General features: G+C 71.7%; 11 protein-coding genes. 7 read left to right on the forward strand and 4 right to left on the reverse strand.

Going from position 1 to position 16547, the window contains the following annotated elements; translation table 11 throughout:
* The first annotated feature begins 39 nt into the window (after positions 1-39).
* From ABT295_RS07040 to ABT295_RS07050, 3 genes are all read left to right on the forward strand, one after another.
* Positions 40-3933, forward strand: a complete 3894-nt coding sequence (locus tag ABT295_RS07040; RefSeq protein WP_352393684.1) for a multifunctional oxoglutarate decarboxylase/oxoglutarate dehydrogenase thiamine pyrophosphate-binding subunit/dihydrolipoyllysine-residue succinyltransferase subunit — start codon at positions 40-42, stop codon at positions 3931-3933.
* A 166-nt stretch (positions 3934-4099) separates the two neighbouring features.
* Positions 4100-4276 carry a DUF6104 family protein gene (locus tag ABT295_RS07045; RefSeq protein WP_352393685.1) on the forward strand — a complete coding sequence of 59 codons (177 nt, stop codon included), beginning with the start codon at positions 4100-4102 and terminating at the stop codon, positions 4274-4276.
* 4 nt (positions 4277-4280) lie between these two features.
* Positions 4281-5171 carry a GDSL-type esterase/lipase family protein gene (locus ABT295_RS07050; RefSeq protein ID WP_352393686.1) on the forward strand — a complete coding sequence of 297 codons (891 nt, stop codon included), beginning with the start codon at positions 4281-4283 and terminating at the stop codon, positions 5169-5171.
* Here ABT295_RS07050 and ABT295_RS07055 read toward each other — a convergent pair.
* Complete coding sequence (locus tag ABT295_RS07055) at positions 5164-5565, reverse strand: hypothetical protein (RefSeq protein ID WP_352393687.1); 402 nt, start codon at positions 5563-5565, stop codon at positions 5164-5166. The genes ABT295_RS07050 and ABT295_RS07055 overlap by 8 nt on opposite strands.
* Before the next feature lie 339 nt (positions 5566-5904).
* Between ABT295_RS07055 and ABT295_RS07060 the strand changes: the two genes are divergently transcribed.
* Positions 5905-6153, forward strand: a complete 249-nt coding sequence (locus tag ABT295_RS07060; protein ID WP_030194844.1) for a WhiB family transcriptional regulator — start codon at positions 5905-5907, stop codon at positions 6151-6153.
* A 93-nt stretch (positions 6154-6246) separates the two neighbouring features.
* Here ABT295_RS07060 and ABT295_RS07065 read toward each other — a convergent pair whose 3' ends face one another.
* Together ABT295_RS07065 and ABT295_RS07070 are read right to left on the reverse strand one after the other, a co-directional pair.
* Positions 6247-7734, reverse strand: a complete 1488-nt coding sequence (locus ABT295_RS07065) for a sensor histidine kinase (protein ID WP_352393688.1) — start codon at positions 7732-7734, stop codon at positions 6247-6249.
* 108 nt (positions 7735-7842) lie between these two features.
* Positions 7843-13032 carry an NAD-glutamate dehydrogenase gene (locus ABT295_RS07070; RefSeq protein WP_352393689.1) on the reverse strand — a complete coding sequence of 1730 codons (5190 nt, stop codon included), beginning with the start codon at positions 13030-13032 and terminating at the stop codon, positions 7843-7845.
* A gap of 157 nt (positions 13033-13189) precedes the next feature.
* Here ABT295_RS07070 and ABT295_RS07075 point away from each other — a divergent pair, with 157 nt between their 5' ends.
* The 3 genes from ABT295_RS07075 to ABT295_RS07085 all read left to right on the forward strand — a co-directional run bounded on the left by ABT295_RS07075 (position 13190) and on the right by ABT295_RS07085 (position 14764).
* Entirely contained in the window at positions 13190-13423 is a 234-nt protein-coding gene (locus ABT295_RS07075; protein WP_352393690.1) for a hypothetical protein, read from the forward strand.
* The gene (locus ABT295_RS07080) at positions 13420-13899 is read left to right on the forward strand and encodes a hypothetical protein (RefSeq protein ID WP_352393691.1); all 480 of its coding nucleotides are present in this window, start codon (positions 13420-13422) and stop codon (positions 13897-13899) included. Before ABT295_RS07075 ends, ABT295_RS07080 begins: the two co-directional genes overlap by 4 nt.
* Before the next feature lie 367 nt (positions 13900-14266).
* Positions 14267-14764 carry a DUF2505 domain-containing protein gene (locus ABT295_RS07085; protein WP_352393692.1) on the forward strand — a complete coding sequence of 166 codons (498 nt, stop codon included), beginning with the start codon at positions 14267-14269 and terminating at the stop codon, positions 14762-14764.
* A gap of 112 nt (positions 14765-14876) precedes the next feature.
* Here the strand turns inward: ABT295_RS07085 and pruA are convergent, their stop codons facing one another.
* The gene (pruA, locus tag ABT295_RS07090) at positions 14877-16505 is read right to left on the reverse strand and encodes an L-glutamate gamma-semialdehyde dehydrogenase (protein WP_352393693.1); all 1629 of its coding nucleotides are present in this window, start codon (positions 16503-16505) and stop codon (positions 14877-14879) included.
* Positions 16506-16547 lie beyond the last annotated feature (42 nt).

The following is a 16547-nucleotide window of genomic DNA, read 5'->3' on the forward strand; positions in this document are numbered from 1 at the left end:
AGGAGTCGCTCCCCAGCCAACGAAAGAGGCGCATTCGCCGTGTCCGATCAGTCCACGTCCGGTGACCCGATTGCAGCATTCGGGCCGAACGAATGGCTCGTCGACGAGCTCTACCAGCAGTACCTGACCGACAAGTCGTCGGTCGACAAGGCCTGGTGGGGGTTCTTCGAGGACTACCGGCCGGGTGAGGCTGACGCGAGCGCGACCCCGCGTCGCACGGCTCCGGCGCCGACCGCCGCCCCCGCCGCCGGCACGGCCAACGGCAACGGCAGTGCGAACGGCACCGCGAACGGCACCGCGAACGGCAGCGCCGGCGCTGCCACCGCGAAGAGCGAGCCCGCCCCCGCCGCGAAGGCCGCCCCGGCTCCGGCCGCCGGGAGCGGGCCCGCCCCGGCCGCGAAGACCGAGGCGAAGACCGAGGCCAAGCCGGTCGAGACCAAGCCGGTCGAGGCGAAGCCCGCCGAGGCGGAGACGCCGAAGCCGCGTGACATCCCCGCCGTCAAGGGCACCGGCCCGGTCAACGAGGACGTGGTCTCGCCCCTGCGTGGCGCCTCCTCGCGCGTCGTCGCCAACATGGAGGTCTCCCTCACGGTCCCGACGGCCACGAGCGTGCGCGCCGTGCCGGCCAAGCTGCTCATCGACAACCGCGTCGTCATCAACAACCACCTCGCCCGCTCGCGCGGCGGCAAGGTCAGCTTCACCCACCTCATCGGCTACGCCATGGTCAAGGCCCTGGCGATCATGCCGGAGATGAACAATGGCTTCACCGAGAAGGACGGCAAGCCCGCCCTCGTGCAGCCGGCGCACGTCAACTTCGGTCTCGCCATCGACCTGCAGAAGGACGACGGCAGCCGCACGCTCGTCGTGCCCTCCATCAAGTCGGCCGAGGAGATGGACTTCGTCCACTTCTGGACCGCCTACGAGGACATCGTGCGCAAGGCCCGCGGCAACAAGCTGACGGTCGAGGACTTCCAGGGCACGACGATCTCGCTGACCAACCCCGGCGGCATCGGCACCGTGCACTCGGTCCCGCGCCTCATGAAGGGCCAGGGCGCCATCATCGGCGTCGGCGCCCTCGACTACCCGGCCGAGTGGCAGGGCGCGAGCCACGAGACGCTCAACAAGAACGCCGTGAGCAAGATCCTCACGCTCACCTCGACCTACGACCACCGGATCATCCAGGGCGCCCAGAGCGGCGACTTCCTGCGGATCATCCACCAGCTGCTCCTCGGCGACAACCGCTTCTACGACGAGATCTTCGAGTCGCTGCGCATCCCCTACGAGCCGGTCCGCTGGATCCAGGACATCGACTCCTCGCACGACGACGACATCAACAAGGTCGCCCGCGTGCAGGAGCTCATCCACGCGTACCGCGTGCGTGGCCACCTCATGGCCGACACCGACCCGCTGGAGTACAAGCAGCGACGCCACCACGACCTCGACGTCACGACGCACGGCCTGACCCTGTGGGACCTCGACCGCACGTTCGCCACCGGCGGCTTCGGCGGCTACCCGTTCCTCAAGCTGCGCAAGATCCTCGGCATCCTGCGTGACTCGTACTGCCGCACCGTCGGCATCGAGTACATGCACATCCAGGACCCCGAGCAGCGCAAGTGGATCCAGAACAAGGTCGAGCGGCCCTACGAGAAGGCCAACCGCGACGAGCAGATGCGCATCATGCGCCGCCTCAACGCCGCCGAGGCCTTCGAGACCTTCCTGCAGACGAAGTTCGTCGGGCAGAAGCGCTTCTCCCTCGAGGGCGGCGAGTCGGTCATCGCCCTGCTCGACCGCATTCTCTGCCGCTCGGCGAGCGACGACCTCGACGAGGTGTGCATCGGGATGCCGCACCGCGGACGCCTCAACGTGCTCGCGAACATCGCCGGCAAGTCGTACGGCCAGATCTTCCGCGAGTTCGAGGGCACCCAGGACCCCAAGTCGGTCCAGGGCTCCGGCGACGTCAAGTACCACCTCGGCACCGAGGGCCAGTTCGTCTCCGAGGACGGCAGCAAGACCAAGGTCTACCTCGCGGCCAACCCGAGCCACCTCGAGGCCGTCAACCCGGTGCTCGAGGGCATCGTGCGCGCCAAGCAGGACCGGCTCAACCTCGCCGGTGAGTCCTTCACCGTGCTGCCCGTGCTCATGCACGGCGACGCGGCCTTCGCCGGCCAGGGTGTCGTCGCCGAGACCCTCAACCTCTCGCAGCTGCGCGGCTACCGCACCGGCGGCACGATCCACATCGTCATCAACAACCAGGTCGGCTTCACCACCTCGCCGAGCAGCTCGCGCTCGTCGGTGTACTCCACCGACGTGGCGCGGATGATCCAGGCGCCGATCTTCCACGTCAACGGCGACGACCCCGAGGCCTGCGTGCGCGTGGCCGAGCTCGCCTACGAGTTCCGCCAGGAGTTCAACAAGGACGTCGTCATCGACATGGTGTGCTACCGCCGCCGCGGTCACAACGAGGGCGACGACCCGTCGATGACGCAGCCGCTCATGTACAACCTCATCGAGGCCAAGCGGTCGGTGCGCAAGCTCTACACGGAGTCGCTCATCGGGCGCGGCGACATCAGCGTCGAGGACGCCGAGGCCGCGCTGCGCGACTACCAGCAGCAGCTCGAGCGGGTGTTCATCGAGACCCGCGAGGCGAAGAAGGCCGCCGCTGCCGAGTCCGCCGCCGCCGACGGCGAGTCCGACGCCCCCGACAACGCCGGCCTCGAGCGGCCGACGGCGCAGGTCGAGGACGACGTGGCGCCGGCGCGCTCGGCCACCGAGACGGGTGTCCCGGCCAGCGAGATCGTCCACATCGGCGAGACCTTCGCCAACCCGCCCGAGGGCTTCACGATCCACCCGAAGCTCAAGCAGCTCATGGACAAGCGCGCCCAGATGGTCCACGACGGCGGCATCGACTGGCCGATGGCCGAGCTGCTCGCCTTCGGCACCCTGCTCAAGGAGGGCACGCCGATCCGCCTCGCCGGTCAGGACAGCCGTCGCGGCACCTTCGTCCAGCGTCACGCCGTGCTCATCGACAAGGACACGGCGGAGGAGTGGACCCCGCTGCTCTACCTCGGCGAGGGACAGGCCCGCTTCTGGGTCTACGACTCGCTGCTCTCGGAGTACGCCGCGATGGGCTTCGAGTACGGCTACTCCGTCGAGCGCCCCGACGCGCTCGTGCTCTGGGAGGCCCAGTTCGGCGACTTCGGCAACGGCGCGCAGACGATCGTCGACGAGTTCATCTCCAGCTCGGAGCAGAAGTGGGGCCAGCGCAGCTCGGTCGTGCTGCTCCTCCCCCACGGCTACGAGGGCCAGGGCCCCGACCACAGCTCGGCGCGCATCGAGCGCTACCTGCAGCTGTGCGCGGAGAACAACATGACCGTCGCCTACCCGTCGACCGCGGCGAGCTACTTCCACCTGCTGCGCCGGCAGGCCTACGCCCGTCCGCGCACGCCGCTCGTCGTCTTCACCCCGAAGTCGATGCTGCGCAGCAAGGCCGCGGCCAGCCCGGTCGACGCGTTCACGCAAGGCGGCTTCCGGCCCGTCCTGCCCGACCACGAGGGCGCGACGAAGGACGTCACCCGCGTGCTGCTCGCGAGCGGCAAGGTCGTGCACGAGCTCGACGCCGAACGGGAGAAGCGCGGCGACACCTCGACCGCGATCATCCGCGTCGAGCAGCTCTACCCGATCCCCGAGCAGGAGATCGTCGACGCCGTCGCGAAGTACCCGGGCGCCGAGCTCGTCTGGGTCCAGGACGAGCCGCGCAACCAGGGTGCCTGGCCGCTCATGGCGCAGTGGCTGCACGAGGACCTCTGCGACCTCGGCGAGAACCGGCCGTGGCGGGTCGTGGCCCGCAAGGCTTCGGCGTCGCCGGCCACGGGGTCGTCGAAGAAGCACGCGGTCGAGCAGGCCGAGCTGATGGACCGCGCCTTCGGTCGCTGACCGGCGCCTTCGGTCGCTGACCGGCGCCGACGGAGGCGTCCGTCCGGCCCGACGGGCCGCAACCGTGAGGGGCCCCGCCACGACGGCGGGGCCCCTCGCGCGTTCCCCGGGCCTGCTCCCGGGGCGCCTGCACCGGGCCCACCGGCGGGCGCGATAGCCTCGCTACGTGTACTTCACCGACAGGGGCATCGAGGAGCTGGCGGCCCGCCGCGGCGAGGAGGAGGTCACGCTCGCGTGGCTCGCCGACCAGCTGCGCACGTTCGTCGACCTCAACCCGGAGTTCGAGGTGCCGGTCGAGCGACTCGCGACGTGGCTCGCCCGGCTGGACGACGACGAGGACTGAGCACGTGACCGACCGCAACGACCGCACGAGCGGCACGAGAAGCACCGACCGCACGCCCACCGGGGAGATCCCCCGTGAACCGTACGGCGTCGGTCCGGCCTACCCGTCCTCGCACACCCAGTTCGTCGACGAGGCGCCCACGCGCGCCGGCCGGTATGCCGCCCCCGAGCCCGTCGGCACCCCCACGGGGGGCGTGCCGACCGCGTCCGGCGCCCCCCAGGCGTCCCAGACGGGCCCGACCGGAGCCACCGCGGGTGACGACCCCTACTACGCGCCGAGCGCCGAGCTGACCGTCTCGGACGGCGTGCGCGACGTCGGCATGATCTTCCTCGGCTCCTCGATGACCGCCGGCTACGGCGACCCCAAGGGGCTCGGTTGGGTGGGCCGCGTCGTGGCCCGCACGCAGCACCCCGACCTCGACCTCACGGCCTACAACCTCGGCGTGCGGGGCAACACCTCCGGCGACGTCGTGGCCCGCTGGAACGCCGAGTGCCACCCGCGCTGGGCCGGGCGCGGCGAGCGCCGCCTCGTCCTGTCGGTGGGCACGAACGACCTCGTGTCGGGGCTGACGATGGCGCGCTCGCGGCTCAACCTCGCCAACGTGCTCGACGAGGCCACGAACGCCGGCATCGGCGTCTTCGTCGTCGGCCTCACCCCGACGCTCGACGACGAGCTCAACCGGCGCATCGAGGCCCTCGCGGAGGCGCAGGCCGACGTCTGCGCGCGCCGCGGTATCACCTACGTCGACTGCTACCGGCCGCTCGCCACGCACGACCAGTGGATGGCCGACCTCGCGGCGAGCCCCGACCGCGTGCACCCCGGCCAGGCCGGCTACGGCCTCATCGCGTGGCTCGTGCTGCACAACGGCTGGAACGACTGGCTCTCACTCAGCTGACGAGGTCGGTGGACCGGCGGCCCGGCGCCGCGAGGGCTGCCACGATGCTCGCGAGGGCGACGGCGGCCACGCCGAGCGCCACGGGCGTCCGGTCGGACTCGTGGAGCGACCACGCGACGGGCAGCAGGAGGACGTTCCAGAGCACCGTCGGGGTGCGCGCCCAGTCCGAGGCGCGGGCCCAGCCGCGCGCCAGCACGATCAGGGCCACGCCGAAGACGAGGATGAGCACGCCGGAGGTCGCGGCGCGGGTCAGGTCGTCTGTGGCGCCGGTCACCATCTCGTAGACGTAGAAGCCGGCGAAGCCGAGCACCACGAGTGCCTCGAGGAGCGTGAGCAGGCTTGCGGCACGGTGCGATCCGCGCACGTCACGGGTCGGGGACGTCGGTTCTTCCACCCCACCACCCTACCGACGGGCGGCTCTCGGCCCCCCGCGGACCGTCGCCGCGCGCGCCACGGCCGCTGAGGTATGGAACTGGGAGCCGTCTGCCGATAGACTCAATCCTTGGTGTGATCGGCTCCCGCGCGTTGAACACGGACATGGATCCCGTCACACTCGATCATGGCCGACAGCGCGTACGGAACAACTTCGTGCGCGTTTCCGTTGGTCAGGGGGCATCCCCGTGGCCCACGGCCCATGATCAGGCTCCGACAACGACGCTGGCGCCCGAGAACATGCACCGCGACCGATACCCGGACGTCGGTGCCGAACCACATACATGAAGGAGCACGATCCATGGATTGGCGCGACCGCGCTGCCTGCCTGGAGGCCGATCCGGAGCTGTTCTTCCCGATCGGGAACACCGGCCCGGCCATCCTGCAGATCGAAGAGGCGAAGGCCGTGTGCCGGACCTGTCCGGTCATCGACACCTGCCTCAAGTGGGCCCTGGAGACCGGTCAGGATGCCGGCGTCTGGGGTGGCCTCTCCGAGGACGAGCGCCGAGCCCTGAAGCGCCGCAACGCGCGGGCCCGCCGCGCCGGCTGACGCTCCACCGACCTGCACCACCGTCCGCGAGCCCGGTGACCGACCACGGTCGCCGGGCTTTTGGCTGCCCGGGGGCACGGGAGCCGCGGACGCTCAGGTGAGCGGGCGCAGCACCGCGGTGAAGCGGGCCCGCGTGCCGTGCGGGCTCACCGGCTCCCAGGTGATGCGGCCCTGGAGGTCGGCGACGAGGGACTGCACGATCTGCGTGCCCAGCCCGCTGCCGGGGCGGCGGGCCGGGTCGATGCCCGCGCCGTCGTCCTCCACCGACACGGCGAGCACCGACTGGCCGCGGTCGTCGGTGTCGCGGCCGATGCGCACCCGCACCAGCCCGCCCGCGTCGCCCAGGCCGTGCTCGATGGCGTTCTGCACGAGCTCGCTCATGATCATCGCGAGCGAGGTCGCGTCCTCGGCCCGCAGCCGCCCGAACGACCCCTCCGTCACCGTGTTCACCGGCGCCCCGTTCGAGGACACCTCGACGACGGCGCCCAGGCCCCGCTGGGCGATCGGGTCGAAGTCGACGGTCTCGTCGAAGCCCTGGCTCAGCTGGTCGTGGACCATCGCGATCGTGCCGACGCGGCGCTCGGCCTCGGCCAGCGCGGCCCGGGCCTCGCCGTCGGGCAGGCGGCGGGCCTGCAGGCGCAGCAGCGCGGCCACCGACTGCAGGTTGTTCTTGACCCGGTGGTGGATCTCGCGGATCGTCGCGTCCTTCGTCAGCAGCTCGCGCTCGCGGCGGCGCAGCTCGCCCACGTCACGCAGCAGCACGATCGCTCCGAAGCGCTGGCCGGCCTCGGTCAGCGGGATGGCCCGCATCGAGACGGTGGTGCCGCCCGCCACGACCTCGGTGCGCCACGGCTGGCGGCCCGTGACGACGAGCGGCAGCCCCTCGTCGACCGGCGACGCGTCGCGCAGGTTGTCGGTGACGATCTGGGCCAGGCTGGCGCCGACCACCTCGCCGAGGTGGCCGAGCCGGTGCAGCGCCGACACGGCGTTGGGGCTCGCGTAGGTCACGACCCCGTCGACGTCGAGCCGGATGACGCCGTCGCCGACCCGTGGCGCGCCGCGCCGCAGGCCCGTCGGGGCGCTGCTGTGCGGGAACTCCCCGCCGGTCACCATGCGGCACAGCGCGTCGGCGGTCGCGAGGTAGGTCAGCTCGAGCCGGCTCGGGGTGCGGGTGGTCCAGAGGTTGGTGTGCCGGGTGAGGACGGCCACCACGTGCCCGCCCCGCACGACGGGGATGTACTCCTCCCGCACCGACTGGTCGGGCCCGTGCTCGTGGGCGACCGTGACCTGGCGCACCCGGAGGATGCGCTGCTCGGCCGCGGCCTCGTCGAGCAGGTCACGGGTGCGGCCGGGGTCGGCCGCGCGGCCCACCTGGTCCTCCACGAAGACGAGCTGGCCGGTCGTCGGCCGCACGTGGGCCACGGCCTCCCAGCGGTCGGTCACGGTGCGCACCCACAGCACGAGGTCGGCGAACGAGAGGTCCGCCACGAGCTGCCAGTCGCCGACGAGCAGCTGGAGCCACTCGACGTCGTGGTCGGGCAGGTCGGTCCGACCTCGCAGGAGCTCGCTCAGTGTCGCCACGGCACGAGCCTAATCGGGCGCTCCGGCCGGCCCGGCGTCCGGTCCCGGGGACACGGCGGCCGGCCCCCATGGACACGGGGGCCGGCCGGCCGGTCGCGCGGCGCCTGACTACCGGGAGGCGGCCTTCTTCGCGGGCGCCTGCTTCGCGGGGACCTTCTTCGCGGGGACCTTCTTCGCGGGGGCCTTGTTCGCGGAGGCCTTCTTCGCGGGCGCCTTCTTCGTCGCCGCCGCCTCGGTGGCCGACGCCGTCGAGGTTGGCGTCTTCCTGGCCGACGCCTTCTGGGCGGGCGCCTTCGTGGCCGCCTTGGCCGCCTTGGTCGCCGTCCCGTTCGCCGACGACCCGTTCGAGGGTGCCGGCACCTCCACCGGGGCCGCGACGGTCGAGGTGGCCGGCCGGGTCACCGTGCGCAGGGTGCGCAGGGCGACCGAGAGCGCGGCGATGCCGGCGTGGCTCATCCGCTCGATGCCGCCGAGCGCCGCACGAGCGCGGCCGAGGGCGTCCGCGTTGAGCTCCGACCACTCCTGCAGCCGCGCCTCGGGCGCGCGCCCGGAGCTGGTGACCTCGAGCACCGAGCGGGTCAGGCTCTCGAGGACGGCGTAGAGGTCGTCGCGCAGGGCGCCACGGGCCATCGCGTCCCAGCGGTCGTCACGCGGCAGCGCCGTGACGCGTGTCAGCATCGCGTCGATCGAGAAGGTCTCGGACGTGAGGAAGTAGAGCGCGACGACGTCGCCGAGCTGCTCCCCCGCGTCCTCCGCGATCTCGATGCAGTCGAGGAGCGAGTACGTGTCGAGCAGTGAGGCCGCGCCGAGGGCGAGCTCGTCCGGGATGCCCTTGCCCTCGAGCTCACGGGCCCGTCGCGTCAGGCGCGTGCGCTCGCTGCCCTGGAGCAGCTCGGGCAACCGGTCGGCATACGCCCGGATGCCGGGGCCGAAGCGCGCGACCTCGGCCGCGATGTCGAGGGTCGCCGGTCGCGACGTGAGGAACCACCGCACCGAACGGTCGATGAGGCGGCGGAACTCGAGGTAGAGCGCCGTCTGCGCGGCCGTGCTCACGACGTTGTCGGTGGCCTCGACGCGCCGCACGAAGCCGGCGAGGTCGAAGACCTCCCGGCACACGACGTAGGCGCGGGCGACCTGCTCGGGCGTCGCCCCCGTCTCCTCGCCGGCCCGGTAGGCGAAGGTGATGCCGCCGCGGTTGACCATCGAGTTCGCCACCGAGTTCGTGATGATCTCGCGGCGCAGCGGGTGGGCGGCGATCTGCTCGGCGTACTTGCCGCGCAACGGCTTCGGGAAGTACTCGGCGAGCGTCGTGTCGAACCACGGGTCGTCGGGCAACGCCGTCGCGATGAGCTGGTTCTTGAGGTACAGCTTCGCGTAGGCGACGAGCACCGAGAACTCCGGCGAGGTGAGCCCGAGCCCGTCCTTCTGGCGACGGGCGATCTCGGCGTCGCTCGGCAGGAACTCGAGCGAGCGGTCGAGGTCGCCGTGGGCCTCGAGGAACTGGATGAGGCGCTCGTGCACCCCGAGCATGCCGTGCTGCTGCGCGCGGGCGTTGCCGAGCAGCACGTTCTGCTCGTAGTTGTCGCGCAGCACGTGCTCGGCGACCTCGTCGGTCATCGACGCGAGCAGCGTGTTGCGCCGCTTCATCGTCAGCTCGCCCGAGCGGGTCAGCTCGGTGAGCAGGATCTTGATGTTGACCTCGTGGTCGGACGTGTCGACGCCGGCGCTGTTGTCGATCGCGTCGGTGTTGACGCGCACGCCCGCCAGCGCGGCCTCGATGCGCCCGAGCTGGCTCATCCCGAGGTTGCCGCCCTCGCCGATCACCTTGCAGCGCAGGTCGGTCCCGTTGACGCGGATCGCGTCGTTGGCGCGGTCGCCGATCTCGGTGTTCGTCTCGCCGGTCGCCTTGACGTAGGTGCCGATGCCGCCGTTCCAGAGCAGGTCGACCGGTGCGAGCAGGATGGCGCGCATGAGGTCGGCCGGCGTCATCGACTTCGTGTTGGCGCGCAGGCCCAGGGCCGCGACCATCTGCGGCGAGACCGGCACCGACTTGGCCGAGCGGGGGAAGATGCCGCCGCCCGCGCTGATGAGGCTCTCGTCGTAGTCGGCCCAGGACGAGCCCGGCAGGTCGAACATCCGGCGCCGCTCGGCGAACGACACGGCGGCGTCGGGGTCCGGGTCGACGAAGATGTGGCGGTGGTCGAAGGCCGCGAGGAGCCGGATGTGCTCCGAGAGCAGCATCCCGTTGCCGAAGACGTCGCCGCTCATGTCGCCGACGCCGACGACGGTGAACTCCTCCGACTGCGTGTCAACGCCCAGCTCACGGAAGTGGCGCTTGACCGACTCCCACGCACCGCGGGCGGTGATGCCCATGCCCTTGTGGTCGTAGCCGGCCGAGCCGCCCGAGGCGAAGGCGTCGTCGAGCCAGAAGCCGTAGTCCGACGACAGGCCGTTGGCGATGTCGCTGAACTTCGCCGTGCCCTTGTCGGCGGCGACGACGAGGTACGTGTCGTCCTCGTCGTGGCGCACGACGCGGTGCGGCGGCACGGCCTCGCCCGACACGAGGTTGTCGGTCACGTCGAGCAGGCCGGAGATGAACAGCTTGTAGGACCCGATGCCCTCGTCCATCCAGGCCGCGCGGTCGACGGCGGGGTCGGGCAGCTGCTTGGCGTAGAAGCCACCCTTGCTGCCGGTCGGCACGATGACGGCGTTCTTGACCATCTGCGCCTTGACGAGGCCGAGGATCTCGGTGCGGAAGTCCTCACGCCGGTCCGACCAGCGCAGGCCGCCGCGCGCGACCTTGCCGAAGCGCAGGTGCACGCCCTCGACCCGGGGGCTGTAGACCCAGATCTCGTACATCGGGCGCGGCGCCGGGAGGTCCGGCACCTTCTTCGGGTTGAGCTTGAGCGAGACGTACGACTTGTCGTGGCCGTTCTCGTCGGGCTGGTAGAAGTTCGTGCGCAGGCTCGCCTGGATGACGCCGAGCAGGGCACGCACGATGCGGTCGTGGTCGAGGCTGGCGACGTCGTCGAGGGCGTCCTTGACCCGGGCGACGACCGTCTTCTCGCGCGCCGCCCGCTTGTCGTGACCGGCGGGGGTGTCGGGGAACGCGTCCGGGTCGAACCGTGCCTCGAAGAGCTCGACGAGGTTGCGGGCGATGCCGGTGTTGGCGGCGAGGGCCGACTCGACGTAGTCCTGCGAGAACGTCGAACCGGTCTGGCGCAGGTACTTCGCCACGGTGCGCAGGATGACGACCTGGCGCCACGTCAGACCGGCGGCGAGCACGAGGGCGTTGAAGCCGTCGGACTCCGCGCGACCGTCCCAGACGGCGCGGAAGGCCTCCTCGAACCGTTCGCGCACGTCGGCCACCGAGGCGGCGCCGGAGCCCCACGTCGTGGCGTCGGCGCACAGGCCGAAGTCGAAGATGTGCAGCGTGCGGCCGTCGGGACCCGGCACCTCGTAGGGGCGCTCGTCGGTGACCTCGACGCCGAGGTGGGTGAAGAGCGGGAGCACCTGCGTCAGCGACAGGTCGGCGCGACGGTAGAGCTTGAACCGTCGTTCGCGCGGGTCGTCGGAGGCCGGGTCGTCGTAGAGGTGCAGGGCCGTCGTGCGGTCGCCGTCGCCGAGCGCGTCGATGCGGTCGAGGTCGTCGACCGCCGTCGTGACGTCGAAGTCCTCCTTGTACGCCTCGGGCAGGGCCTTCGCGTAGGCCGCCATCGTGCGTGCCGCGCCCTCGAGCCCGCGAGCCTGCGAGAGGGCCTCGGAGAGGTCCTCGTCCCAGGTGCGGGTCGCGTCGATGACGCGGCGCTCGAGGGCCACCTCGTCGACGTCGGGGATGTCTGTGCCGGCCGGCATCCGGACGACGAAGTGCAGGCGGGCGAGCGTCGACTCGCTGACGCGCGTCGTGTTGTCGATGTTCTCGCCGCCGAAGGCCTCGAGCAGGATCGACTCGATGCGCAGCCGCACCGTCGTGTTGTAGCGGTCACGGGGCAGGTAGACAAGGCACGACACGAAGCGGCCGAACTCGTCACGGCGCAGGAAGAGCTTGGTCTTGCGGCGCTCCTGCAGGTGCAGGACGCTCGTCGCGATCTCGGCGAGCTGGGCCGGCGTCGTCTGGAAGAGCTCGTCGCGCGGGTAGGTCTCGAGGATCTGCAGGATGTCCTTGCCCGAGTGGCTGTCGGCGCTGAGGCCGGTGAGGCGCAGCACCTCCTGGGCACGCACGTCGAGCAGCGGGATGTCGTGGATCGTGTCGTTGTAGGCGGCCGATGCGTAGAGCCCGAGGAAGCGCTGCTCCCCGACGCACTCGCCGCGGGCGTCGAAGCGCTTGATCGAGATGTAGTCGAGGTAGACGTCGCGGTGCACCGTGGCGCGCGAGTTGGCCTTGGTGATGATGAGGATGCTCGAGTCGCGAGCGGCCCGGCTGGCGGCCGGTGTCAGCACGAGTCCCTTTCCGGCAGAGGGCCGGTCGTAGCGGAGCAGGCCGAGCCCCGTGCCGGGGACCTGCCGAGAGACGTCGTTGCCGTCCTCGTGCGTGAGGGAGTACTCGCGGTAGCCGAGGAAGGTGAAGTTGTTGTGGGCGAGCCACTCGAGGAAGCGGGCGGCCTCACGGGCGTGGTGCGGGTCGGTGCCGGGGGGCGTCGCGGAGCGCAGCTCGCTCGCGATCGTCAGGGCGTGCGCGCGCATCTTCGGCCAGTCCTCGACCGAGTCGCGCACGTTCTCGAGCACGTGCCGCAGGCGGGTCTCGACCTCGGGGAGCGCATCGGCGGGCAGGCGGTCGATCTCGAGGTGCATCCACGACTCGCGCACGAGCCCGACGGACGACGACTCGACCGTCGTCGACCCGTCGGTGATGACCGAGCGCAGCTCACCGGTGATGGTGCGCGACACCGTCATCTGCGGGTGGACGATGAGGTGCACCCCGCGGTCGAAGCCACCGAGGGCGGCGACGACGGAGTCGACGAGGAAGGGCATGTCGTCGACGACGACCTGCACGACCGTGTGGCCGGTCGACCAGCCCTCGTCGTCGGCGGTCGGGTTGAAGACGTGGACGTTGAACGAGCCGACCGGTCGCTCCTGCGCGAAGGCGCGGTGCACGGTGGCGATCGTCGCGAGCTCACGGGCCGGGCGGGCCAGGAGGTCCTCCGTCGCGACGATGCGGTAGTAGGCGAAGAGGAAGTCCTCGAGCTCCCGCAGGCCGTCCGGGGTGGAGCGGCCCTTTCCCCGTCGTGGTGGCGGCGCCACGGCCGCGGCGGCGGCCTTCAGGACGTCGATACGAGACTGTTCGAGTGACGCAGTCATTGCGGTTGTCGGATTCCTCACCGTGTGGCCTGTGCGGCGACACGTCGTTGTGCCGCGCATCTCACCATGTGAGCCTAGCGCCGTCGGCCGCGCTCGCCGCACCTGCCCCGGTGGAGAACGTCGCGGGGCGTGTCGGCGTGGTCCTTAGAGTGGTGCCATGGACGAGGCAGGCCGTCGGCCGCGCGGAGGCGGTCGCGCCACGGACGCGGCCCTCGCTCGCACGCGCGCGTCGACGCTCGCCATGTCGGACGTGCTCCTGACGCACGTGCCCGACCTCGGCGACCTGCCGACCCAGCGCGCCCTCGACGCCTGGGTGGAGCAGGCGGCGGACGCGCTGCGGGCCCTGTCCGACGCCGCCGAGGAGCGCCTGCTCGGGGACGGTCCCCGGTGACCCCCTCCCCCGGCGACCCGCTCGCCACGTCGGCCCTCGGCGGCACGCTCGTGCGCCAGGCCGCCGGGCTCGCCGACCTCGTCGGCGAGCTCGAGGGGGCCGCCCGCGGGTCGGACGCCGACGCGACGCACCACGAGCGAGCGCTGCTGCTGCGGGTCGCGACCGAGCTCGACGCCGTGGGCCTCCTCCTGCAGGCGTGGACGACGACGGCGGCCGAGGCGGCTGCCCGCGTGCGCGCCCTCGACGGCGAGCTCGGCCGCCACGACCTCGTCGTCGACGGCCACCTCGTCGTCGAGCGGCCCGGACCGAGCGGCGCCGACCCCCGGGCGCGGCTGCACGAGCGCGAGCGGCTGCAGGAGCGGCTCAACCGGGTCACCGCGGTGCGCTCGCGCGAGCTCGCCCACCTGCGCCGCGAGCTCGAGTCGTCGACGGTTCGCCTCGCCACGCTCTCGGCGCGCGCCCGCACCGGGGCCTGACCCCGCCACCCGGGACCCGCACGACGCGGCCGACCGAGCCACCCGGCACACCCCATCCGCGCCGTGGCGCACTTCCAGCCACGATCAGAGCCCCGCGCCGGCTGCACCTGCGCCGTGGCGCACTTCCAGCCACGATCAGAGCCCCGCGCCGGCTGCACCTGCGCCGTGGCGCACTTCCAGCCACGATCAAAGCCCCGCGCCGGCTGCACCTGCGCCGTGGCGCACTTCCAGCCACGATCAAAGCCGGGCGCCGGCTGCACCTGCGCCGTGGCGCACTTCCAGCCGGGCCCGGTGGGCGTTTCCACGGGTGTGCCGCGGTCCCCGACACGGCGGGGCGGGCCGTCGGGGCGTGCAATAGCGTGTCGCCATGAAGATCTCCGAGACGATCACGTATGCCGCGGCACCCGACGCGGTGTACGCCATGCTCACCGACCCGGAATTCCAGGGGCGCAAGTGCGTCGAGGCCGGTGCGCTGCACCACGAGGCCGCCGTCACCCCGGTCGCCGAGGGCGCTCGGGTCGTCACCAAGCGTGACCTGCCCGCCGACGGCCTGCCCGACTTCGCCCGGTCCGTCATCGGCTCGACCCTGACGATCACCGAGACCTACGAGTGGGGCGGCCCCACCGCCGACGGCTCGCGCGACGGCACGATGACGGTCGAGGTCTCCGGTGCGCCGGTCGCCATGCGCGGCGTCATCCGCATCGTCGCCACGGGTGCCGGCACCCAGGTCGCCGTCGACGGTGACCTCAAGGCCTCGATCCCGCTCTTCGGCGGCAAGGTCGAGAAGGCGGCCACCCCGGCCGTCGTCAGCTCGATCCGCAGCGAGCGCCGCACCGGCACCGCCTGGCTCGCCGAGCGCGCCTGACGCGGGCACGGTCGCCGGTCGCGACCCGGGTCACCTCGACCCCGCATGCCGCTGGGCCCGCCTCCTGCCGGAGACGGGCCCAGCGGCATACCTGCTCGGGGCCTGTCGGGGCTCAGCCCATGTGCGGGTAGGCGTGCGTCGTCGGGGGCACGAAGGTCTCCTTGATCGAGCGGACGCTCGTCCAGCGGAGCAGGTTCTGCGCCGCCCCCGCCTTGTCGTTGGTGCCCGACGCACGGCCGCCGCCGAAGGGCTGCTGGCCGACGACGGCGCCGGTCGGCTTGTCGTTGACGTAGAAGTTGCCGGCGGCGTAGCGAAGGCGCGCGGTCGCGTCGGCGATGACGCGACGGTCCTGGGCGATGATCGAGCCGGTCAGCCCGTACGGCGCGAAGCTCTCCATCTGGTCGAGCACGGCGTCGTACTGCGCGTCCGGGAAGACGTGCACCGACAGGATGGGGCCGAAGTACTCGGTGCGGAACGACTCGTCGGCGGCGTCCTTGATCTCGAGCACGGTCGGGCGCACGAAGTAGCCGACGGAGTCGTCGTAGGTGCCACCCGCGACGACGTCGATCCCGCGGTTGGCGTGCGCGCGGTCGATGGCGTCCTTGTGCTTGGCGAAGGCGCGGTCGTCGATGACGGCACCCACGAAGTTCGACAGGTCGGTGACGTCGCCCTGCGTCAGGCCGTTCGTGATGTCGACGAGGTCGGCCTTGATCTTCTTCCAGACCGACGCCGGCACGTAGGCGCGCGAGGCGGCAGAGCACTTCTGGCCCTGGAACTCGAAGGCGCCGCGGATCATCGCGGTGCGCAGCACGGCCGGGTCGGCGCTCGGGTGGGCGAGGATGAAGTCCTTGCCGCCGGTCTCCCCCACGAGGCGGGGGTAGGTGCGGTAGCGGTCGAGGTTCGTGCCGACCTCGTGCCAGAGGTGCTTGAACGTCGGGGTGGACCCGGTGAAGTGGATGCCCGCGAGGTCGGGGTCGGCGAGGGCGGCCTTGCTGACGTTGATGCCGTCGCCCGTCACCATGTTGATGACGCCGGGCGGCATGCCGGCCTCCTCGAGCAGCTCCATCGTCAGCTGGGCGGCGAGCTGCTGCGTCGGGCTCGGCTTCCACACGACGGTGTTGCCCATGAGCGCGGGCGCCGTCGGCAGGTTGCCGGCGATGGCGGTGAAGTTGAACGGCGTGATCGCGTAGACGAAGCCCTCGAGCGAGCGGTAGTCGGAGCGGTTCCAGATGCCCTTGGCGTTGAGCGGCGGCTGCTGCTCGAGGATCTGCCGGGCGAAGTGGACGTTGATCCGCCAGAAGTCGATGAGCTCGCAGGCCGCGTCGATCTCGGCCTGGTAGGCCGTCTTGCTCTGGCCGAGCATCGTCGCCGCGTTGAGTCGGGCGCGCCACGGGCCGGAGAGAAGCTCGGCCGCCTTGAGCAGGATGGCGGCCCGGTCGTCGAAGGACAGCGCGCGCCACATCGGGGCGGCGGCCTTGGCGGCCTCGACGGCCGCGCGGCCCTCCTTGACGGTGGCGTTGCGCATCGAGCCGAGCACCTTGCGGTGCGCGTGCGGCTGCCGGACGGCGATCCTGCGCCCGGTGCCGACGACCCGCTCGCCGTTGATCGTGTGGGGCAGCTCGGTCTGGGTCGACCCCAGCTCGGCGAGCGCGACCTCGAGCGCAGCACGCTCGGTCGAGCCGGGCGCGTAGTCGAGCACCGGCTCGTTGGCCGGGGCGGGCACGTGGGTCACGGCGTCCATCAAGTTCTCCTGCGGTTGGCACGGTGTGCGCCCCCACGGGGG

The sequence above is a fragment of the Terrabacter sp. NPDC000476 genome (assembly GCF_040300125.1).
Taxonomy (GTDB): Bacteria; Actinomycetota; Actinomycetes; order Actinomycetales; family Dermatophilaceae; genus Terrabacter.